Origin of the sequence: Serratia quinivorans (genome assembly GCF_052113645.1) — a bacterium.
GTDB classification, from domain to species: Bacteria; Pseudomonadota; Gammaproteobacteria; order Enterobacterales; family Enterobacteriaceae; genus Serratia; species Serratia quinivorans_B.
Map to the genome: position 1 here is coordinate 230,917 of NZ_JBIEIU010000006.1, position 20,372 is coordinate 251,288.

The following is a 20,372-nucleotide window of genomic DNA, read 5'->3' on the forward strand; positions in this document are numbered from 1 at the left end:
AGCCGCCGCGCGACTGGCATTTTTTATTAGCTTATTATTCGCGTGCCAGCGCGTCAATCGGGTTAAGCCGCGCCGCGCTGCGTGCCGGCAGATAGCCGAACACCACGCCGATGGCGGTGGAACACACAAACGCACTCAGCAGCGCCGCCGGTGGGAAGCTTATCTGCCACCCCGGCAACACCACTTGCACCAGCAGGCCGATGGCGAAGGACAGCGTAATGCCCAAGGCACCGCCGACCAGGCACACCAGCACCGCTTCTATCAGAAACTGCTGCAAGACGTCGCCAGAGCGAGCGCCCACCGCCATACGTATACCGATTTCTCGCGTGCGTTCCGTCACCGACACCAACATGATGTTCATCACGCCGATCCCGCCAACCACCAATGAAATCACTGCCACCAGCGTCAAAAACAGCTGCAGCGTACGCGTGGTTTTCTCTGCGGTCTGCACCAGACTGTCCATGTTATAGGTGAAGACGTCTTTCTTGCCGTGGCGCAGCGTCAGCAAGCGCGTCAACTGCTGCTCCGCCTCCTGGCTATTGTAACCTTCACGAATACGCACGGTGATTGAATCAAAGTAAGCGTTCCCCATCAGCCGATTGGCCATGGTGCTGTAGGGCACCCAGACGTTCAGCGTCTTGCTGCTGCCGAACATCGACTGCTTTTCTTTCGCCACCCCCACCACCGTGGCCGGCATATTGCCCACCAGGATCACCTGCCCCACCACATCTTTCTGGTGCGGGAACAACCGGCGTTGGGTATTGGCGTCGATCACCACCGTTTGCGACTGCGATTGCACCTGCAGTTGATCAATGCCGACGCCCTGAGTGAAGGTCATGCCGTACACGCGGAAAAACTGTTCGCTGACCCCGGTCACGTTAGCGGCAACGTCGACGTTACCCAACCGCAGCCGCATGCTGCTGGCGATACTGGGCGACAGCGCGCTGACGTAAGGTTGTTCTCGCAACGCCGCAAGATCGTCGTACTTCAGCGCCTGGCGGAAGGTAGGATCGTCGTCACCGAAGTCCTTGCCGGGGTAGATGTCCACCGTATTGGTGCCGATGGATTTGATATCGGCCAGCACCATCTGTTTGGCGGCGTCACCGATCACCAGGATCGAAACCACCGAGGCGATCCCGATGATAATGCCGAGCATGGTCAGCGCGGTACGCATCTTACTCGCGGCCATCGCCCGCCAGGCCATCACCAGCGCTTCGCGGAAACGGCCAATGGTTTGCTGCCAGGACGGTGCCGGAGCCACCATTTCCAGCGGTTTGGCGTTCGGGTTGATCCGCCCGTCCGGGCGTGAATCGGCAATGATCTCGCCGTCACGGATTTCAATGATCCGTTCGGCCTGCTGGGCTACCGCCGGATCGTGAGTGACGATAATCACCGTATGCCCCTGCTCGCGCAGTTGCTTGAGGATGGTCATCACCTCTTCACCGGAATGACTGTCGAGGGCGCCGGTCGGTTCATCCGCCAGGATCACCTGACCGCCGTTCATCAGTGCGCGGGCGATACTGACGCGCTGCTGTTGGCCACCGGAAAGTTGGCTCGGCCGGTAGCCGACACGCTCGTTAAGGCCAAGACGCTGCAACAGCGCAACCGCCCGCTCACGGCGTGCCGCCTTCCCCAACCCGGCATACACCGCCGGCACTTCGACGTTATGCGCCGCGCTCAAATGCGGCAATAAATGATAACGCTGGAAAATAAAGCCAAAATGTTCACGCCGAAGCCGGGCCAACGCATCACTATCCAGCGTCGCCACGTCCTGCCCGGCCACCCGATACACGCCGGAACTGGGCTTATCCAGACAGCCGAGAATATTCATCAGCGTCGATTTACCGGAGCCGGAGGCCCCCATAATGGCCACCATTTCACCGGCCTCGATGCTCAGGCTCACGTTCTTCAGCACCGCCACCGTCTGGTCGCCCGATTGATAACTGCGGCTGATGCCGCTCAGTTCCAACAACGCCGCCATCAGGTGGACTCCGCGCCGCCGCGGCTGACGATCACTTCATCGCCAATGTTCAGCCCGCTGAGAATTTGCACGTCGATATTATTACGCAGGCCAATAGTCACCTCGCGCTTTTCCTCTTTACCCTGTTTCAGGACAGAAACCTGGTAACGGTTATCCGCGATTTGGTCGCCCAGCGCCGCCAGAGGGATCACCTGCACCTGGCTGACACCCGCCAGTTGAATATGCACCTGCGCCGTCATTTGCAGACGCAGTAACCCCTCGGGATTCGGCACTTCAAAGCGCGCGTAATAGAAGATGGCGTTATTGACCTTTTCCGGCGTCGGTTGGATGTCTTTCAGCACGCCGTCAAAGCGCCGATTAGGATCGCCCAGCACGGTAAACCAGGCTTTTTGGCCCGGTTTCAGGCTGATGACGTCCGCTTCCGACACCTGGGCCTTCACCAACATGGTGCTGAGATCCGCCAGCGTCAAAATGTTCGGCGCCTGCTGCGCGGCGATCACCGTTTGCCCCTGCAGCGTGGTGATTTGCACCACGTCGCCGTCCATCGGCGCTTCAATACGGGTAAACGCCAGGTTGATTTTTGCGGTGTCCAGGCTGGCCTGATTTTTGGCGATTTGCGCATTGATGGTTCCCACCTGCGCCTTCTTCACCGCCAACTGCGTGGCCGCCTGATCCAGATCCTGGCGCGAGACCGCCTGCAGCTTGGCCAACGCCTGATTACGTTGCAGCGTTACCGCCGCCAGCTGTTGTTCCGCCTGGGCCTGTTGTAACTGGGCATGCAGTTCGCGCAGCGTCGCTTCACCCTCGCGGATGCTGTTTTGTGCCTGCTGTGGATCAATCACGCCGAGCAACTGACCTTTTTTCACCCGGTCGCCGATCTCGACATACAGGCTTTCCAACTGCCCACTGACCTGCGCACCAACGTCAACCTTGCGCACCGCGTCAAGCTGACCGGTCGCCAGTACGTTTTGCTGCAGATCGCCCTTGGCGACCTTCACCGTTTTAAACTGGGTTGGCGTCGGGTGGCCGAAGTGCCAGATCGCCAGCACAGCGATTGCCGCCGCTACGATCAGCGCCATAATCCAGCGTCGCTTGTGTCCTTTAAACCACGTCAAAATAGGTTCCTGCCTGTTGCAATTCATACTGCCAATAGCGGCAGCGGGGGTAAATTATCACGCACCGTGCGGAATAACTAAACCTTAGCTCAACACAATGTGGAGACACGCTTGGTTACAGTTGGGCATTGACCTCTCGTTTAGTGAAGCCTTGATGAAATAGCGCCATTCAACACAGCCAAGGATTTCATCATGTCACAGCTCAGCTATCCACTCGTATCTGCACGCCCGCTTAACGGCTGGCAACTGATGACGGCGCTGATCAATGGCGAAAAGACGCCGAGTAACGTCTGGAAAAAAACGTCATTCCGTTTGAAGTTTATCGGTCGTTCGTTATTTTGCTGGCGTACCACCAGCGGCTTGCTAAGCACGCTGGCGTCCAATCCCCTGCTGGATGAGATCCTGAGCGCGCAGCCCAATCTGCCGTGCAAACTGCATCGCCCGTATCTGGCGGCGAACATGAGCAAAATCGAGTGCTTGTTCGCCCTGCGCGATCACTACGATCTCAGCACGCAACGCATGCCGATGAAAATGCTGCTTGGGCACCTGAAAAAGCCCTTTGTGCTCGCCTGCGCCAACGGCAAGAGCGGGGCCCCGGTTTCGCTGGAACTGGCGGCCATCGACAACCTGAACAAGGAAGGCGAAGCCACCCTGCTGCTGCGTAACGCCAACGGCATTATGCTGGCGGAAATCACCTTTTCGCTGATGCACTATCAGCAAAAGCCGACGCTGTTCATTGGGGGATTACAGGGAGCCAATCATCAGGTGCCGCACGCTGAAATCCAGCAGGCCACCAAAGAGTGCCACGGGTTGTTCCCGAAACGGCTGGCGCTGGAAGGGATTTGCACTCTGGCGCGTCATTTGGGCATTAAGCAAATCGTGGCGGTCAGCAACGCCACCCATATCTATCAGAACTGGCGCTACCACAGTAAAAAGAAAGACCAACTGCATGCCGATTACGACCAGTTCTGGGCCTCAATGGGGGGCAAAATGCTTGAAAGCGGTTATTTCCTGCTGCCGGAGCACATCACCCGTAAACCGATCGACGACATCGCCAGCAAGAAACGAGCCGAATACCGCCGTCGTTATCAGTTACTGGACGAGTTGGAACAGGGAATGGCAGAGCATTTTTGACCCTGGCCTGATCCTAATCGGCGCGGCCACGCGCCAGCCAGGTCACACGTGAAAACATTTTCTTCAACAGTGGCGGCACCGAGTCCGTGCCCCACTGCCCTGCCTGCATCGCCACTTCGATCGCCAAATCGGGTTTCGAGGAGTGATGTACCGCTTTCAGGATCACTTTACGCACCGGCATCTGCGCATTCTTCGGCACCGATGCCACCCGGTAGTAAACCGGGCTGAATCCCTCGCGGAACATGAAATGCTCCATATCCGGTGCCGGCAATGCGGTCAGCCGATCGCGCTCGTTATCCTCGTGGTTATCCAACATGCTGCGTACGGTATTGGCGTACTTTTTCCCCGCTTCATCACCGTCCACCAGGGCGTGCCACTCAATGCCCATGCGTCGGGCGAACTTCAGCAACGGTTTCAACCCGCACTGGGCAAACTCGATCACCCGTACGCCCTCTGCCTCAAAGTGATAGCCGCACTGGCGTGCCAATTCGCTCAGTAGCCAGACTTCGGTCTCGCCTTCCACCAATAACCAGCAGCGGGCAAACAGTGAGGAAGGTCGGTTGAAACGAATATGAAAAGCAATACGGCGCCCATCCTCCGGGCCCAGCCCACGCGGCCCCAGCCGATAGGTGGCGACACGCCCCGACTCACGCACCAAGCGACACACGTGTTCTACCGGCACCAGCGACACCAGTTCGCTGGAGTTGGTGGTGGTAATGCGCTGCAGCGGCAGTTGGTTGAGCAGCCCCCAGGCCACCGACAGCATAATCGGATGCAGACGGGTTTCCGGATCCTCCACCAGCAGCAGTGGCCGGGCGTGCGGATCCAGCTTGATGCTGCCCTTGGCCTGCAGCAGCGTAGAAAACATCCCCAGCAAGATCAGACGCATGCTACGGCTGTTAGGTTCCGCCACCATGCGGTTGATGCTGTCCAGCGAGCGCCACGCCTGCTGATCCTGATCTTGATCCAGCCGCTGTCGGCGCGGTCGCGACACCTGCGAGCCCTGTTCGGCGAAGTAGTGCTCCAGCAGTTGCTGCATCGCCGCCAGCCCCTGTCGCAGCTCGGCGTTAGTCAACTTTTGCGGGTTGCGTACCAGTTCTCGCGTCAATTGATCCAGCTGTTGGGCCAGGGCTTTGTTGTCGGCCGGGTTTTGATCGTTTAACGTGCTGGGCCGCAAGCGGCGGATAAAACGCGCGTCTCGCAAGCGCAACACCGGATGGATACGGATAATCGCATGCGCCAGTTGCTCAATATGATGCAACTGCATCGCGTTACCGTCGGCATCCAGAAAACCACGCCAGGTACAAACCGTACCGTCATCGGCCAGTTCGCCTTCACAGCGGTAGTAAATGCGGTTGAGGTTATCCTCGCCCTTGATCCACAGCGGCGAAAGATGGCGATAACGGGGCAGATGAGCGTGGCCGATGTCTTTTTCACAGAAGGTAAATACCACCTGCAAATGCCGTTCTTTGGCCTCTTCCTCGCCGGGGGGGAAATGAAAGTCATGCCCTTCAAAACGGTACAGCTTTTGCTCCGGCGCCAGCAGCAGGGTCAACGCGTCCAGCAAGCTGGATTTACCCCAGGCGTTTTCGCCCAGCAGCAGCGTGTTGTCGTCCAGCATCAGCGACAACCGGTTAATGCCGCGAAAACCTGCAATCTCGATACGCTCTAAGAACATCTGTCGCCTCCCGTGCGAGCTGCCACCGTCCTTAATGGGGTGACCTTCTCTGAGCATGGTCAAAAAACCCCTTGCAGGTCAAGAGGACGACGTCAAATCTGCCGCTTTACTCCGGTCGCCGTTTTGGTTAGCGTGTGGGGCCTCGCCGGTCATCCCGGCGCCATCTGCCGAACATAGGACGTAAGCTTCACCATGTATTCAGGACTGCTGATTATTCTGTTACCGCTGATTGCCGGTTACCTCGTTCCCTTGCGTAGCAGAACGTTACTGCAAACCATCAACCGTCTGCTGAGCTGGATGGTTTACGTGATCCTGTTTTTCATGGGCATCAGCCTGGCGTTTCTGGAGGATCTGAGCAGCAATCTGGTACTGATTTTCCAGTATGCCTCGGTGTTCTTCCTGTGCATTCTCGCTGCCAGCCTGCTGATGCTGGCGCTGCTGGAACGTAAAATGCCGTGGCGCAACAGCCATAAACAGGAAAAGCTGCCCTCACGCCTGCATATGGCGCTGGAATCGCTCAAACTGTGCGGCGTGGTGCTCGGCGGGTTCCTGCTCGGCCTGACGCAGTGGCAATGGCTGCAGTTTGCTAATAAAGGCAGCGAATACGCACTGATTTTCCTGTTGCTGCTGGTCGGCATTCAACTGCGCAACAGCGGTATGACGCTGCGCCAAATCGTACTTAACCGGCGCGGCATGATAGTGGCGGTGGTCGTGACGGTTAGCGCACTGGCCGGCGGTGCGCTGGCAGCGCAACTGCTGGGGCTGCCGATCAAAGCCGGGCTGGCGATGGCGTCCGGTTTTGGCTGGTATTCGCTTTCCGGCATTCTGATCACCGACGCCTATGGCCCGGTGCTGGGCAGCGCGGCCTTCTTTAACGATCTGGCGCGCGAACTGGTGGCGATTATGCTGATCCCCACCCTGATACGCCGCAGCCGTTCCTCGGCGCTGGGTCTGTGTGGCGCCACCTCAATGGACTTTACCCTGCCGGTATTGCAGCGCAGCGGCGGGCTGGAAATGGTGCCGCCGGCGATTGTGCACGGTTTCCTGTTAAGCCTGCTGGCCCCGGTGCTGATCGCCCTGTTCTCTTGATCTCTCTCCGGGGGCGCGGCCCCCGGAAAGCGGAATAATTCCCATCCGCACAACAAAATTGCGCTAAATCAAACTTACCCTTGGTTACACCACAAAAGCCTTTTTAAGCCCCGGTTGCCGATCTATGCTCTTAAACAAGCATTTTAAATGCAACTTTAAAAAGGAAGCGATTATGTTCTGTGTGCAATGTGAACAAACCATTCGAACCCCGGCAGGTAACGGCTGCTCTTACGCTCAGGGGATGTGCGGCAAAACGGCGGAAACCTCTGACCTGCAAGATCTGCTGGTGGCGGCGCTGCAAGGGCTGTCCGCCTGGGCGCTGCAAGCCCGGGCACTCGGGATCGTCGATCATGATATCGACAGCTTTGCTCCACGCGCCTTCTTCTCGACCCTGACTAACGTCAACTTCGATTCAGACCGCATCATCGGCTACGCGCGGGAAACTATCGCCCTGCGTGAGTCACTGGCCACCCGCTGTCGTCTGCTGGACGCTGGCGTACATGTCGATCATCCTTTAGCCACGCTGCAGTTGGCCGGCGACGATATGCCGACCCTGCTGCAACAGGCAGCGCAGTTCGCCCTGAATACCGATAAAGCCGAGGTCGGCGACGACGTGCACGGCCTGCGCATGCTGTGCCTGTACGGCCTGAAAGGCGCCGCGGCCTATATGGAGCACGCCCACGTGCTGGGGCAATCCGACAACCAAATTTACGCCGACTATCACGCCTTTATGGCCTGGCTCGGCACCCAACCGAGCGATGTGGATACCCTGCTGAACAACGCCATGGGCATCGGCAAGATGAACTTCAACGTGATGGCGATCCTCGATCACGGTGAGACACAGACCTATGGCGATCCGCTGCCCAGCGCGGTAAACGTCCGCCCGGTGGCAGGTAAAGCCATTTTGATCTCCGGTCACGATCTTAAAGATCTGCGCATGCTGCTGGAGCAAACCGAGGGCCAGGGCGTGAACGTTTACACCCACGGTGAAATGTTGCCGGCACACGGCTATCCGGAACTGAAAAAATTCCAGCACCTGGTGGGCAACTATGGCAGCGGCTGGCAGAACCAGCAGACCGAATTCGCCAAATTCCCCGGTCCTGTCGTGATGACCTCCAACTGCATTATCGACCCTAACGTCGGCAACTACGGCGATCGCATCTGGACGCGCAGCATCGTCGGCTGGCCAGGCGTCAACCATTTGGACGGGGACGATTTCACCCAGGTGATCGCCCAGGCGCAAGGTATGAAGGGTTTCCCGTATACCGAAATCGAACATATGATCACCGTCGGCTTTGGTCGCCAGACGCTGCTCAACGCCGCCGATACGGTGATCGACCTGGTGGCGCAAAAGAAACTGCGTCACGTCTTCCTGGTCGGGGGCTGTGATGGCAGCCGCGATGAACGCAGCTATTTCACCGACTTTGCCCGCAGCGTACCGCAAGACTGTCTGATCATGACGTTGGCCTGCGGCAAATATCGCTTCAACAAGCTGGATTTCGGCACCCTGGAAGGGTTGCCGCGCCTGCTGGACGTCGGCCAATGTAACGACGCCTATTCCGCCATCATGCTGGCGGTCAAACTCGCCGATACGCTCGGTTGCACGGTTAACGAACTGCCGCTCAGCCTGGTGCTGTCGTGGTTTGAGCAGAAAGCGATCGTCATTCTGCTGACGCTGCTGTCGTTGGGGGTGAAAAACATTGTCACCGGCCCGACAGCCCCCGGCTTCCTGACCGACAACCTGATGGCGATCCTCAACGACAAATTCGGCATGCGCCCGATCACCACCGTTGAGCAGGATCTGCACGCCCTGCTTGGCTGATCACGTTATTCCTGGGGGCGGCAGATGCCGGCCCCTTTGCTTTTGAGGTGCTCTATGACCCAACCCAGCCCACTTTGCCCTAACCGCATGCAGGTCCATTCGATCCGGCAGGAAACCGCCGACGTCTGGACGTTAAACCTGATCTGCGACGTTTTTTACCCTTACCAACCCGGCCAGTTTGCGCTGGTCAGCATTCGTCACAGCGAAGAAACGCTGCGCGCCTATACGCTGTCTTCTTCGCCCGGCCAGAGTCGTTTTCTCAGCATCAGCGTACGCTGTTTGCCGGACGGCATAGGTTCACGCTGGTTAACGCGCGAGGTCAAACCCGGCAACACCCTGTGGCTGTCCGATGCACAAGGCGAGTTCAGTTGTGAACAACACCCGGCCGACCGTTATCTGATGCTGGCCGCCGGTTGCGGCGTCACGCCGATCATCTCCATGTGTCGCTGGCTGGTGGCCAACCGTCCCGCCTGTGATATTGCCGTGATCTTTAACGTACGCACCCCGGCCGACACCATTTTCGCCGAGCAATGGCGTGAGTTGTCCGCCACGCATCCGCAACTGCGGCTGACGCTGATGGCTGAACAAGATCTCCAGCCGGGTTATCTCCCCGGGCGCATCAGTGCCGAAGTACTGCGCCAGACGGCACCGGATATGACTGAACGCACGGTGATGACCTGCGGCCCGGCGCCTTATATGACTCAGGTGGAACAGCTGTGTCGGCAGCTTGGCGTACCGGCCTCTCGCTTCCATAAAGAACAGTTTCATACCCCGGTGGAGACCGATACCGGGCAAAGCGAAGGATTAACGCTGCGTGCCGCCCGACCGCTGCGTGAATTCCGCGTCCCGGTCGGCAGTACGCTGCTGGCAGCGATGGAGGCGAACGCGCTGCCGGTCAACGCGGCCTGTCGCGCCGGAGTGTGCGGCTCGTGCAAAACGCGCATCCTCGAAGGCGACTACACCACCACCAGCAGCATGACGCTCACCCCGGCAGAAATCGCCCAGGGCTACGTGCTGGCCTGCAGTTGCCAACTCCAGGGCGACGTCACCCTCGCCTGACGCTTGCAGCCCCATCGCCAATGATGGGGCATTTATCGGCAAGCAGGCTTTGCACTCCCCTTCTACACTTTCCCGGTTGCTCGCTTTTATTACGTTCATCTGCTCAATAGCCAATAAGCCGACCCGAAGAATTTCAGTCCGTTGAAAATTAAGGGTATATTTATCATGCATGTTTGGGGGAAGTATGAAGCAAACCGTAGCCACACTGATCGCCAAAACTTTGGAACAGGCCGGTGTGAAACGTATTTGGGGCGTCACCGGCGATTCGCTTAACGGCCTCAGCGACAGCCTGCACCGCATGGGCACCATCGAATGGCTGGGCACCCGCCACGAAGAGGTCGCCGCCTTTGCCGCCGGAGCAGAGGCTCAGCTCACCGGCCAGTTGGCGGTCTGCGCCGGATCTTGTGGGCCCGGCAACCTGCATCTGATTAACGGGTTATTCGATTGTCACCGCAACCACGTGCCGGTGCTGGCGATTGCCGCACATATTCCTTCCAGCGAGATCGGCAGCGGTTATTTTCAGGAAACTCACCCGCAAGAACTGTTCCGCGAATGCAGTCACTACTGCGAACTGGTCTCCAACCCGGAGCAACTGCCACGGGTGCTGGAGATCGCCATGCGCAAGGCTATCCTCAATCGCGGCGTGTCGGTGATCGTGCTACCGGGCGACGTGGCGCTGCGCATGGCGCCGGAAGACGCCAGCATGGTGTGGCACACTCCGGCCCTGCCGCTGGTGCAGCCGCCGATGAGCGAACTGAACAAGCTGGCGGCAACCCTCAACAAAGCGAAGAACATTACGCTGATGTGCGGCAGCGGCTGCGCCGGTTCGCATGACGAAGTGGTCAAGTTGGCCGAACTGCTGCAGGCGCCGGTGGTACACGCGCTGCGCGGCAAAGAGCATATCGAGTGGGATAACCCCTATAGCGTCGGCATGACCGGTCTGATCGGCTTCTCTTCCGGCTACCACGCGATGATGAACGCCGATACCCTGGTGCTGCTCGGCACTCAGTTCCCGTACCGCGCGTTCTACCCGACCAATGCCAATATCATTCAGATTGACATCAACTCCGGCAGCATCGGGGCACACTGCCCGGTCAATATGGCGCTGGTAGGCGATATCAACACCACCCTCACCGCTCTGCTGCCGCAGTTGGAGCCCAAGAGCGACCGCAGCTTCCTCGACAAGGCTCTGGAACACTACCGCAACGCGCGCAAGGATCTGGACGGCCTGGCCACCGCCAATGACGATCAGCCGATTCACCCGCAGTATCTGGCGCAGCAGCTCAGTCAATACGCCAGCGACGACGCCATCTTCACCTGCGACGTCGGCACGCCGACGGTTTGGGCCGCCCGCTATCTGAAAATGAACGGCAAACGCCGTCTGCTCGGGTCGTTCAACCACGGTTCGATGGCCAACGCCATGCCGCAGGCGATTGGCGCGCAGGCAACCGAACCGAACAAACAGGTGATCGCCATGTGCGGCGACGGCGGCTTCACGATGCTGATGGGCGATTTCCTGTCATTGGCGCAGCTAAAACTGCCGGTCAAGATTGTGATATTCAACAACAGCGTACTGGGCTTTGTGGCCATGGAAATGAAGGCCGGTGGCTATCTGACCGACGGTACCGACCTGCACAACCCTGATTTTGCGGCGATAGCCAACGCTGCCGGCATCAAGGGCATTCGGGTAGAGAAGGCGTCAGATCTGGACGGCGCACTGCAGGAAATGCTGGCGCACCCCGGCCCGGCGTTGCTGGATGTCGTCACCGCCAAACAGGAACTGGCGATGCCACCGCAGATCAAATTCGAACAGGCCAAGGGCTTTAGCCTGTATATGCTGCGCGCCATCATCAACGGGCGTGGCGACGAAGTGGTCGAGCTGGCAAAAACCAACTGGCTGCGTTAATAATCGTATCCTCTTCCCTATCAGCTATGGCTATCCCCAATAGATTTCAAGTTGCAGCCAACAACGCGGCGGCTTGAAAGATAAAGGGGATAGATAAAGGAGTTGTATGCTTATTGATTTACGCAGTGATACCGTGACCCGCCCCAGCGCTGCGATGCGCGAAGCCATGGCCCAGGCCGAAGTGGGTGATGATGTTTACGGTGATGACCCGACGGTCAACGCCCTGGAGGCGGAGGCGGTTCGCCTGTCCGGTAAAGAGGCGGCGCTGTTCTTGCCGAGCGGCACCCAGGCCAATCTGGTGGCGCTGCTGAGCCATTGTCAGCGTGGTGACGAGTATATTGTCGGCCAGCAGGCACATAACTATAAATACGAAGCCGGCGGTGCTGCGGTGCTCGGCAGCATTCAGCCGCAGCCGATTGAAGCGAACCCGGACGGCACCCTGCCGCTGGACAAAGTGGCGGCGGCAATCAAACCCGATGATATTCACTTTGCCAAAACCCGTCTGCTGAGCCTGGAAAACACCATCAGTGGCCGCGTGTTGCCACTGGCCTATTTGCAGCAAGCCTGGCAGTTCAGCCGTGAACGTCACCTGGCGCTGCATATCGATGGCGCACGCATCTTCAACGCAGCCGTCGCGCTGAATGTGCCGCTGAAAGAGATCGTGCAGTACTGTGACACCTTCACCATTTGCCTGTCGAAAGGCCTGGGCGCACCGGTGGGTTCGCTGCTGTGCGGCAGTGAAGCCTTTATTGAGCAAGCCATCCGCTGGCGCAAAATGACCGGTGGTGGCCTGCGCCAGGCCGGTATTCTGGCCGCCGCCGGGTTATATGCGCTGGAGCATAATGTCGAACGGCTGCGGGAAGATCACGACAACGCGCAATGGCTGGAACAGCAGCTACAACACATTGGCGTGGAGATCGCCGAAACGGGCGCGCAAACCAACGTGCTGTACCTGCGTCAGTCCCCTGAATTGGCGGCAAAACTGGGTCCCTGGATGCGCGAGCGCGGCGTACTGATCAGCAGCGGACCGCTAACGCGCATTTTGACCCACCTCGACGTCAGCCGTCAGGATTTGCAGCAGGTGGTCGATTTGTGGCAACAATTCCTCAAGCAGCACGCCTGATCCCCTCTTCTCCCTGACGTCGCCGCCGGGGAGAAACTATGGCGCTTCGATCGCCGCCACAAAGCGGCGGGTAATCTGCTGAGGGCGCGTGATTGCGCCGCCGACCACCACCGCATGTGCCCCCAATGCCAGGCAGCGCGCCGCCATCTCCGGCGTCTCAACATTGCCTTCGGCAATCACCGGAACGTCCACTCCCGCCAGCACCTCACGCAAAAAACGAAAGTCGTCTTGCGCCAACTTGCTGCCCAGGGTTTCGGCGGTATAGCCATGCAACGTGGTTCCCACGCAGTCGAAGCCCAGCCGGGCGGCATTGCACGCTTCCTCCAGCGTGGCGATGTCCGCCATCAGCAATAACCCTGGGTATTTGGCACGAACTGCGGTGACCAAGGCCGCCAGTTGCAGAGCACCGGGCCGTCGATGCCCAGTGGCGTCCAGGGCAATCATCGGCGGTGCCAGCGTCATCAGCTCGTCGATTTCCTGCAGGGTCGGCGTGATATACACATCACTGCCCGCATAATCGCGTTTGATGATGCCGATCACCGGTAGCGTCACCGAACGCATGATGGCTTTAACGTCATCGACGCTGTTGGCACGGATCGCCGCCGCCCCCCCTTGCTCTGCGGCCACCGCCATACGCGACATGATATAATCGCTGTGCAAAGGTTCATCGTCCAGGGCCTGGCAAGACACCACCAGCCGCCCTTTAATCTGCTGCAAAATAGAAAGCGTCATAAATCCAACAACTCCTCGACTTCATTTTTAATGATGGTGACGTGCGGGCCGTAAATCACCTGCACGCCCTTGCCGCGAATGATCACCCCACGTGCTCCGCTGGCTTTCAATCCCGCCTCATCCAGTAACCGGCTTTGTTTCACCGTGATGCGCAGACGTGTGGCGCAGCAGTCCAATTCCACAACGTTATCTTTCCCCCCCAACGCCGCCAGTACCTGCTGAGATCGCGCCGTTCCCTCCAGGGCCACCTCTGCAGGCGTGTCTTCGCCACGTCCCGGTGTTTTGAAATTGAAACGAACAATCAGGAAGCGGAAAGTGAAGTAGTACAGAAAGAACCAGGGAACCCCGACCAACGGCACATACATCCAATGGGTTTTGGCTTCCCCCTGCAGAACGCCGAACAGCATGAAATCAATAAAGCCGCCGGAGAATGTCTGGCCGATAGTGATATGCAGAATGTGGGCAAGCATGAATGCCAGACCGTCGAACAGGGCGTGAACCACGTACAACGCCGGAGCGACAAACAGAAACGAGAACTCAATCGGCTCGGTAATCCCGGTGAGAAACGAGGTCAGCGCCGCAGACAGCAGCAACCCGCCGACGCGCCGACGGTTCTCCGGGCGAGCGGTCTGATACATCGCCAGACAGGCACCGACCAGACCGAACATCATGGTGATAAAGCGACCAGACATAAAACGCGCGGTGCCGATGTAAAATTGTTGGGTATGGGGATCGGCGAGTTGAGCGAAGAAAATGCGCTGCGTGCCCTCAACCAGTTGACCGTTGATCACTTCGCTGCCGCCCAGTGCCGTGGTCCAGAACGGCAGATAAAAAATGTGATGCAAGCCAAACGGCCCCAGCATGCGCAGCACAAAACCATAGATAAAGGTGCCCAAATAACCCGTGGCATCCACCAGCCCACCCAGACCAAAAATCACCTGCTGGAAGTGAGGCCAGATCAGGGTCATCAGCACGCCAACGCCCATCGCGGCCAGTGAGCAAACGATAGGAACGAACCGGGAACCACCGAAAAAGCCCAGGAACTGCGGCAGCGAAATTTTGTTGTAGCGGTCGTGTAAATACCCGGTCACCAAGCCAATGATCACCCCGCCGAACACCCCGGTTTCCAGTGTTTGTATGCCCATAATCACCCCCTGGCCCACCGAGCCCGGGTTTTCGGTGGTCAGAGAGCCGTCGATTTTCAGCAGGGCATTGATGGTGGCGTTCATCACCAGATAGGCGATCAGCGCGGCCAACCCGGCAGTCCCCTTATCACCTTTAGCCAGCCCCACCGCCACGCCCACGGCAAACAACACCGCCAGGTTGGCGAACACGATAGAACCGGCGCTGGCCATCACGGTAAACACGCCCTGTAACCAACCGACGTCGAGGAAGGGGTAAGCCTCCAGGGTATTGGGATTGGATAACGCCCCGCCGATCCCCAGCAGCAAACCCGCGGCGGGCAACACGGCGATCGGCAACATAAACGACTTTCCGAACCGCTGGGCTTTTTCAAACCAGCCTGCGGATCTTGATTCCCCTGCTGTTGACATAAATTTTCCTCATTATCATTTTTTATGATGAAAATTTTTACCACAATTAAATGATGATGTTGAAAATTTTATTCATAACGATGATCGGCCTCACAATACGTCGATTTCGCTGGCGGGCGGCGGCGACTTTCCGCCACAATAGAAAGGGAAATAATCAGAAAGGTAACGTGATGAATACTGGAAATTTATTATTGCGGCTGCGGCAGGAACTGGCGAGTTACAGTCCCACGCTGCAAAAACTCGGCAGCTATGTTATCGAGGAGCCATCCAGGGCCGTCTACTTTACCATCACCGAACTGGCTCGCGAGAGCGGTACCAGTGAAGCCAGTGTGACCCGGCTCTGCCGTCATCTGGGGTGCAAGGGTTACACCGAGTTTAAAATGGCGCTGGCGTTGAGCCTGCAACAAAACCAACCTGAGGTGACGACCCGCCAGAGCGCCACGGAGGATCTGGTGGAAGAAAGCGTACAGGCGCTGCGAGATACCGGCACGCTATTGGACCATCAGGCGTTGCAACAGGCGGCGGAAAGCCTGCACCAATGTGCGTCGGTGCAGATTTACGGCGTTGCCGCCAGCGCGATTATCGGGGATTTCCTGCATTACAAGCTGTTGCGCGTGGGTAAACCGGCGCTGCTGTTCAGCGATATGCACCGGGCGGCCATGAATGCAGCCTCGCTGGGCAAGCAAGACTTGCTGATCGCTATCTCCAGTTCAGGATCGACCAAAGACGTCCTGCATGCGGTGACGTTGGCCAAGCAACGCGGCGCGCGGATCATCGCCGTCAGCAACACTCAACGCAGCCCATTGGCCAAGCTGGCGGATATCCTGCTGGTGGCGGCCAAGCCGGAAGGCCCGCTGAACGCAGGCGCCCTGCCGGCCAAGGTCGGCGCGATGTTGTTGGTGGAATTTATGGTCGCCGAGCTGGCCAAGCATGATCCCGCTTACGGCCAGGCGGTACAAACCACGGCGAGCGCGACTCTGCCGTTGTTGCTGTAAATCAGAGGATCCAGCGGCCGTAAACCCAGTACCAGATCGCCAGCGTCGCCGCCACGTTCAGCACCACACTGAAGATAAACCAGTTTTTGAACGGCTGTTTCTGGGTTTTATGGCGAAACAATTGCTGCGCGGCGATAGCCCCTATCCAGCCGCCCACCAGCCCGAACACCAGCAGCGTGCTTTCAGGTACCCGACGCCAGCCCTTGCGCGCGGCCAGTTTATCGGCACCGTACACCAACAGCGTCAGCAGGTTAGCCAACAGCCACCACATCCAAATCGGGTGCAGGAAAAACAAACTGGCGATCAGCGCCAGACCTAACAGGGCATAACAAACAGCATTGAGTTTCATAGCTTCCAGCTTAGTGCAGACAAACGGTGCGTAGTGTGACGCTGCCCGACGGCGGATGCAACGCCCGCATAACCACACAAAAAGTGCATTTAAACCCTGAGTTTGGCATGCTGTCATCGACTTCCACTGCATAAGGCAGCGCTAATGACACCTCAACGCGTACTGGTTCTTGGAGCCAGCGGCTATATTGGCCAGAACCTGATCCCCCACCTGATCGAACAGGGACACAGTATTACCGCTGCCGCACGCCGCCTCGAATGGCTTCAGGAACAGCAGTGGCCGCAGGTTAACTGCCAGTACGTGGACGTCTACCAGCCGGAAACCCTGGCCGCCGCCCTGTGGGAGATCGATGCCGTTTATTACCTGATCCACGGTATGGGCGACGGTGATGATTTCATCGAAAAGGAGCGCCAGGCGGCGGAGAACCTGCGCGATGCGCTGCGCAACTCCAGCGTAAAACAGGTGATTTTTCTCGGTGCACTGCAACCGGAAGGCGAGAGTTCGCCCCATCTGGTGGCACGCAAACTGACCGGTGAGATCCTGCGTCAAAGCGGCGTACCGGTCACCGAGCTGCGCGCCAGTATCATCGTCGGCCCCGGTTCGGCCGCGTTCGAAATCATGCGCGATATGGTCTATAACCTGCCGGTGCTGACGCCACCGCGCTGGGTACGCTCCAAATCCTCTCCGGTCGCACTGGAAAACCTGTTGGTGTATCTGGCCGATCTGCTGGCGCACCCGGCGGACGAAAACCGCATTTTCGACGTCGCCGGCCCGGAGTACATCAGCTACCAAACGATGTTTGAGCGCTTTATCGCCATCAGCGGCAAAAAACGCTGGTTGATCCCGATCCCACTGCCCACCCGCTTTATCTCGGTATGGTTCATCAGCATGATCACCTCGGTGCCCACCTCTATCGCCAACGCGTTGATCCAGGGGTTGAACCACGACTTGCCTGCCGATGGCAAACCGCTACAGGCTCTAATCCCGCAGAGGCTGCAAACCTTCGATCAGGCGGTGACGGCTACCCTGCGGCGCGAGGAAGAAGTAGTCGACTCCGCCGACTGGGGCTACGATCCGGAGGCGCGAGCCCGCTGGCGACCAGGCTATGGCTTCTATCCGAAACAGGCGGGCTGTTCACTGGAAACCCAGGCATCCAGCCAGGCGTTGTGGCATAGGGTGCAGCAACTCGGCGGGAAAGAGGGCTATTTTTACGCCAATATCCTGTGGAAAATCCGTGCCCGCATGGACGATATGATCGGCAATCGCGTGGTTTATGGCCGCCCCCAGCGTGAGACGTTGGCCGTTGGCGACCTGGTCGACGGCTGGAAGGTCATCACCATTAAACCGCTGCGACAGTTGGCCTTGCTGTTCGGCATGAAAGCGCCTGGCCTCGGCCGGCTGGTATTCACCATCAAAGATCATGGCGACCACCGCACCCTGGATGTGCGTGCCTGGTGGCACCCTGCCGGTTTTAGCGGGCTGCTGTATTGGTTCGCCATGATGCCCGCCCATCTGTTCATTTTTCGCGGTATGGCACGCCGTATCGCCAGGCTGGCCGAAGAGAACCCGCGCAATATGTCCTGACCATCGTTTATTTGTCGATCAACCGCACAGTTTACTGCTGCGGTTAGGCCCTTTCCGATTGCATAGAGCACGAAATAACGGAAGAATGGCATCTTATTTGCTGGAACGCCGCTGAAGGCCGTCAGCATTCTGATTTTTGGTGAGAATAGAGTTCGTTATGAAGGTATTGGTCACCGGTGCAACCAGTGGGTTAGGCCGTAACGCCGTTGAATATCTCCGCCGCCAGGGCATAAAAGTGCGCGCCACCGGCCGCAACCAGGCCATGGGCAGTCTGCTGGAAAAAATGGGCGCGGAATTCATTCATGCCGATCTTACCAACCTGATCTCATCGCAGGCCAAAGCCATGCTGGCCGATGTGGACGTGCTGTGGCACTGCTCCAGCTTTACCTCCCCGTGGGGAACCGAAGAAGCCTTCGAACTGGCCAACGTGCGTGCGACCCGTCGCCTGGGCGAATGGTCGGCGGCCTACGGCGTTTCGCAGTTTATCCATATCTCTTCGCCGGCGATTTACTTCGATTATCATCACCATCGCAACATTACCGAAGACTTCCGCCCCGCGCGTTATGCCAACGAATTTGCGCGCAGCAAAGCCGCCGGTGAGCAAGTGATCCAGCAGTTGGCGATGTCCAACCCGCAAACCCACTTCACCATATTGCGCCCGCAGGGGTTATTCGGCCCGCATGACAAAGTGATGCTGCCGCGCCTGTTGCAGATGATCAAACGCTACGGCAACCTGCTGCTGCCCCGTGGCGGCGCGGCTCTGGTGGACATGACCTATCTGGAAAATGCGGTGCATGCCATGTGGCTGGCGACTCAGAAAGAAAATACGCCGTCCGGTCGCGCTTATAACATCACCAACCAGCAGCCGCGTCAGTTGCACAGCGTGGTGCAGCAGTTAATTGACGAAATGGGAATGAAATGCCGGATCCGCTCTGTGCCCTATCCAATGCTCGACATGATGGCGCGCGGCATGGAGAAACTCGGCAGCAAAAGCGAAAAAGAGCCGGTCTTGACCCACTATGGCGTCGCCAAACTCAATTTTGATCTGACGCTGGACACCACCCGCGCCCAGCAAGAGTTGGACTACCGGCCGATCGTTTCGCTCGATGAAGGCATTTCCCGCACCGCGCGCTGGCTGAAAGAGCACGGTAAACTGCACGGTCTGTAATTAACGCGCGGCACCGTACTTCAACAGCAACGCGTCGACAATCGCCTCACTCTCGGCATCCGGCTCACCGCGATAATCGCTGGGCCGGAAATGCATCTGAAACGCCGCCAGCACATTTTTCTGCTGCCTGACATCCCACTGTGTTTCAACGCCATAACCGTAACGCGCCAGCTTTTCCATCAACGGCGCCAACGGCACCGCCGCCTGCTTGTCGCGCCCGGCCAGAAACTTTTGCACCTGCTGTTCATCCGGCCAGGCGCCAATGCCCGCCTGCGCCAACTGCTGCCAGGGGAATAACGGACCGGGATCCTGCTTGCGCTGCGGTGCAATGTCGCTGTGCCCCACCACATCCGTCGGCTGAATGCCGTAACGTTGAATGATATCGCGGCTCAGAGGGATCAGCAGGGCGATTTGCTGAGGCGTATACGGCTGCCAGTGGGTAAACAATAAGGTGCGGTTGAACCCGCGATTGACAATTTCGATCCCGATCGAAGTGTCATTCAGGTTGGTTCTGCCACGCCAGGTGCTGGCACCGGCATGCCAGGCACGCAGCGATTCCGGCACCAGTTGGAACGCCACCGGTTTGCCCTGCGCCAACGGCGGGTGCGCCGGCAACAGATAGTGCGCGCTGACGTGTTCATCCGTCAGGGTTTTTAACGAGGAATGGAAATCTTCCGCAGTGTAATGCATCACCAGAAAACGAATGCGTTGGTCCGCCCCCTGCGCCTGATGCAGAGTTTCCAACTGGTAGTCGCCCCGGTCGATGGTGGTGCCTTGCGGCGCGTTTTGACAACCGGTGAGCAATGCTGCGGCAAATATCCCTGGCCAAATTTTCACGAATCCCTCCTGCCGTTGAGCGGCTCAAATTTGTCACTCAGATTGATCAACCTGTATCCAATAATCAAGTTAATCAATAATGGGTGGGATAAACAGATGCCCCGACGGTCGCCGGGGGCAAAAAAGGGGTTAAGAGACTGCTGACAAACATATAATGTTTGGCGGCAGGCGCTAAAGATTTTAAAAATAAATCAGGAAAATCAATTTATTGATTTTCGGCTGATGACTCAACGGGGGAAAAACCACG

Annotated in this window: 16 protein-coding genes; 9 read left to right on the plus strand and 7 right to left on the minus strand. The window is 58.2% G+C overall.

Going from position 1 to position 20,372, the window contains the following annotated elements:
• Positions 1-34: 34 nt before the first annotated feature.
• Together macB and macA are read right to left on the minus strand one after the other, a co-directional pair.
• Positions 35-1,981, minus strand: coding sequence for a macrolide ABC transporter ATP-binding protein/permease MacB (macB, locus tag ACGS9J_RS13665; protein WP_442231418.1), 1,947 nt, complete (start codon positions 1,979-1,981; stop codon positions 35-37).
• Positions 1,981-3,096 carry a macrolide transporter subunit MacA gene (gene macA / locus ACGS9J_RS13670; protein ID WP_442231419.1) on the minus strand — a complete coding sequence of 372 codons (1,116 nt, stop codon included), beginning with the start codon at positions 3,094-3,096 and terminating at the stop codon, positions 1,981-1,983. The genes macB and macA overlap by 1 nt, the downstream gene beginning before the upstream one ends.
• A 192-nt stretch (positions 3,097-3,288) precedes the next feature.
• Between macA and ACGS9J_RS13675 the strand changes: the two genes are divergently transcribed.
• Positions 3,289-4,230: a VirK/YbjX family protein gene (locus ACGS9J_RS13675; RefSeq protein ID WP_442231420.1), complete on the plus strand. Its 942-nt coding sequence runs from the start codon at positions 3,289-3,291 to the stop codon at positions 4,228-4,230.
• A gap of 13 nt (positions 4,231-4,243) precedes the next feature.
• Here the strand turns inward: ACGS9J_RS13675 and ACGS9J_RS13680 are convergent, their stop codons facing one another.
• Positions 4,244-5,908 (minus strand): ATP-dependent endonuclease, encoded by a 1,665-nt coding sequence (locus ACGS9J_RS13680; protein ID WP_442231421.1) that lies wholly within the window; start codon positions 5,906-5,908, stop codon positions 4,244-4,246.
• Positions 5,909-6,100: 192 nt separating this feature from the next.
• Between ACGS9J_RS13680 and ACGS9J_RS13685 the strand changes: the two genes are divergently transcribed.
• The 5 genes from ACGS9J_RS13685 to ltaE all read left to right on the plus strand — a co-directional run bounded on the left by ACGS9J_RS13685 (position 6,101) and on the right by ltaE (position 12,907).
• The gene (locus ACGS9J_RS13685; protein WP_442231422.1) at positions 6,101-6,997 is read left to right on the plus strand and encodes a lysine exporter LysO family protein; all 897 of its coding nucleotides are present in this window, start codon (positions 6,101-6,103) and stop codon (positions 6,995-6,997) included.
• A gap of 172 nt (positions 6,998-7,169) precedes the next feature.
• A complete protein-coding gene (gene hcp, locus ACGS9J_RS13690; RefSeq protein ID WP_442231423.1) occupies positions 7,170-8,819 on the plus strand; it encodes a hydroxylamine reductase in 1,650 nt (549 codons plus the stop codon).
• A gap of 54 nt (positions 8,820-8,873) precedes the next feature.
• A complete protein-coding gene (gene hcr / locus ACGS9J_RS13695; protein WP_442231424.1) occupies positions 8,874-9,878 on the plus strand; it encodes an NADH oxidoreductase in 1,005 nt (334 codons plus the stop codon).
• A 184-nt stretch (positions 9,879-10,062) separates the two neighbouring features.
• Positions 10,063-11,784: a ubiquinone-dependent pyruvate dehydrogenase gene (gene poxB / locus ACGS9J_RS13700; protein WP_442231425.1), complete on the plus strand. Its 1,722-nt coding sequence runs from the start codon at positions 10,063-10,065 to the stop codon at positions 11,782-11,784.
• A 106-nt stretch (positions 11,785-11,890) separates the two neighbouring features.
• Entirely contained in the window at positions 11,891-12,907 is a 1,017-nt protein-coding gene (gene ltaE, locus ACGS9J_RS13705) for a low-specificity L-threonine aldolase (RefSeq protein ID WP_442231426.1), read from the plus strand.
• Positions 12,908-12,943: 36 nt separating this feature from the next.
• On the opposite strand, the gene ACGS9J_RS13710 is transcribed toward ltaE, so the two are convergent.
• On the minus strand, positions 12,944-13,639 hold the full coding sequence (locus tag ACGS9J_RS13710) for an N-acetylmannosamine-6-phosphate 2-epimerase (RefSeq protein WP_442231427.1): 696 nt from the start codon (positions 13,637-13,639) through the stop codon (positions 12,944-12,946).
• Positions 13,636-15,192, minus strand: coding sequence for a PTS transporter subunit EIIC (locus tag ACGS9J_RS13715; protein ID WP_442231428.1), 1,557 nt, complete (start codon positions 15,190-15,192; stop codon positions 13,636-13,638). Before ACGS9J_RS13715 ends, ACGS9J_RS13710 begins: the two co-directional genes overlap by 4 nt.
• A 167-nt stretch (positions 15,193-15,359) precedes the next feature.
• On the opposite strand from ACGS9J_RS13715, the gene ACGS9J_RS13720 reads away from it, so the two are divergent.
• Positions 15,360-16,187, plus strand: coding sequence for a MurR/RpiR family transcriptional regulator (locus ACGS9J_RS13720; RefSeq protein WP_442231429.1), 828 nt, complete (start codon positions 15,360-15,362; stop codon positions 16,185-16,187).
• A gap of 1 nt (position 16,188) precedes the next feature.
• Here ACGS9J_RS13720 and ACGS9J_RS13725 read toward each other — a convergent pair whose 3' ends face one another.
• Positions 16,189-16,536 carry a DUF1294 domain-containing protein gene (locus ACGS9J_RS13725; protein ID WP_442231430.1) on the minus strand — a complete coding sequence of 116 codons (348 nt, stop codon included), beginning with the start codon at positions 16,534-16,536 and terminating at the stop codon, positions 16,189-16,191.
• Positions 16,537-16,680: 144 nt separating this feature from the next.
• Between ACGS9J_RS13725 and ACGS9J_RS13730 the strand changes: the two genes are divergently transcribed.
• Together ACGS9J_RS13730 and ACGS9J_RS13735 are read left to right on the plus strand one after the other, a co-directional pair.
• On the plus strand, positions 16,681-18,120 hold the full coding sequence (locus ACGS9J_RS13730) for a DUF2867 domain-containing protein (protein WP_442231431.1): 1,440 nt from the start codon (positions 16,681-16,683) through the stop codon (positions 18,118-18,120).
• Between the two features lie 157 nt (positions 18,121-18,277).
• Complete coding sequence (locus ACGS9J_RS13735; RefSeq protein WP_442231432.1) at positions 18,278-19,288, plus strand: NAD-dependent epimerase/dehydratase family protein; 1,011 nt, start codon at positions 18,278-18,280, stop codon at positions 19,286-19,288.
• On the opposite strand, the gene ACGS9J_RS13740 is transcribed toward ACGS9J_RS13735, so the two are convergent.
• Complete coding sequence (locus ACGS9J_RS13740) at positions 19,289-20,125, minus strand: N-acetylmuramoyl-L-alanine amidase (protein ID WP_442231433.1); 837 nt, start codon at positions 20,123-20,125, stop codon at positions 19,289-19,291.
• Positions 20,126-20,372: the final 247 nt, after the last annotated feature.

Bases quoted from the DNA above. Each gene is read 5' to 3' on its own strand.
- macB (WP_442231418.1), bottom strand. From the start codon at position 1,981: ATGGCGGCGTTGTTGGAACTGAGCGGCATCAGCCGCAGTTATCAATCG.
- ACGS9J_RS13675 (WP_442231420.1), top strand. From the start codon at position 3,289: ATGTCACAGCTCAGCTATCCACTCGTATCTGCACGCCCGCTTAACGGC.
- ACGS9J_RS13680 (WP_442231421.1), bottom strand. From the start codon at position 5,908: ATGTTCTTAGAGCGTATCGAGATTGCAGGTTTTCGCGGCATTAACCGG.
- ACGS9J_RS13685 (WP_442231422.1), top strand. From the start codon at position 6,101: ATGTATTCAGGACTGCTGATTATTCTGTTACCGCTGATTGCCGGTTAC.
- hcp (WP_442231423.1), top strand. From the start codon at position 7,170: ATGTTCTGTGTGCAATGTGAACAAACCATTCGAACCCCGGCAGGTAAC.
- hcr (WP_442231424.1), top strand. From the start codon at position 8,874: ATGACCCAACCCAGCCCACTTTGCCCTAACCGCATGCAGGTCCATTCG.
- poxB (WP_442231425.1), top strand. From the start codon at position 10,063: ATGAAGCAAACCGTAGCCACACTGATCGCCAAAACTTTGGAACAGGCC.
- ltaE (WP_442231426.1), top strand. From the start codon at position 11,891: ATGCTTATTGATTTACGCAGTGATACCGTGACCCGCCCCAGCGCTGCG.
- ACGS9J_RS13710 (WP_442231427.1), bottom strand. From the start codon at position 13,639: ATGACGCTTTCTATTTTGCAGCAGATTAAAGGGCGGCTGGTGGTGTCT.
- ACGS9J_RS13715 (WP_442231428.1), bottom strand. From the start codon at position 15,192: ATGTCAACAGCAGGGGAATCAAGATCCGCAGGCTGGTTTGAAAAAGCC.
- ACGS9J_RS13725 (WP_442231430.1), bottom strand. From the start codon at position 16,536: ATGAAACTCAATGCTGTTTGTTATGCCCTGTTAGGTCTGGCGCTGATC.
- ACGS9J_RS13730 (WP_442231431.1), top strand. From the start codon at position 16,681: ATGACACCTCAACGCGTACTGGTTCTTGGAGCCAGCGGCTATATTGGC.
- ACGS9J_RS13735 (WP_442231432.1), top strand. From the start codon at position 18,278: ATGAAGGTATTGGTCACCGGTGCAACCAGTGGGTTAGGCCGTAACGCC.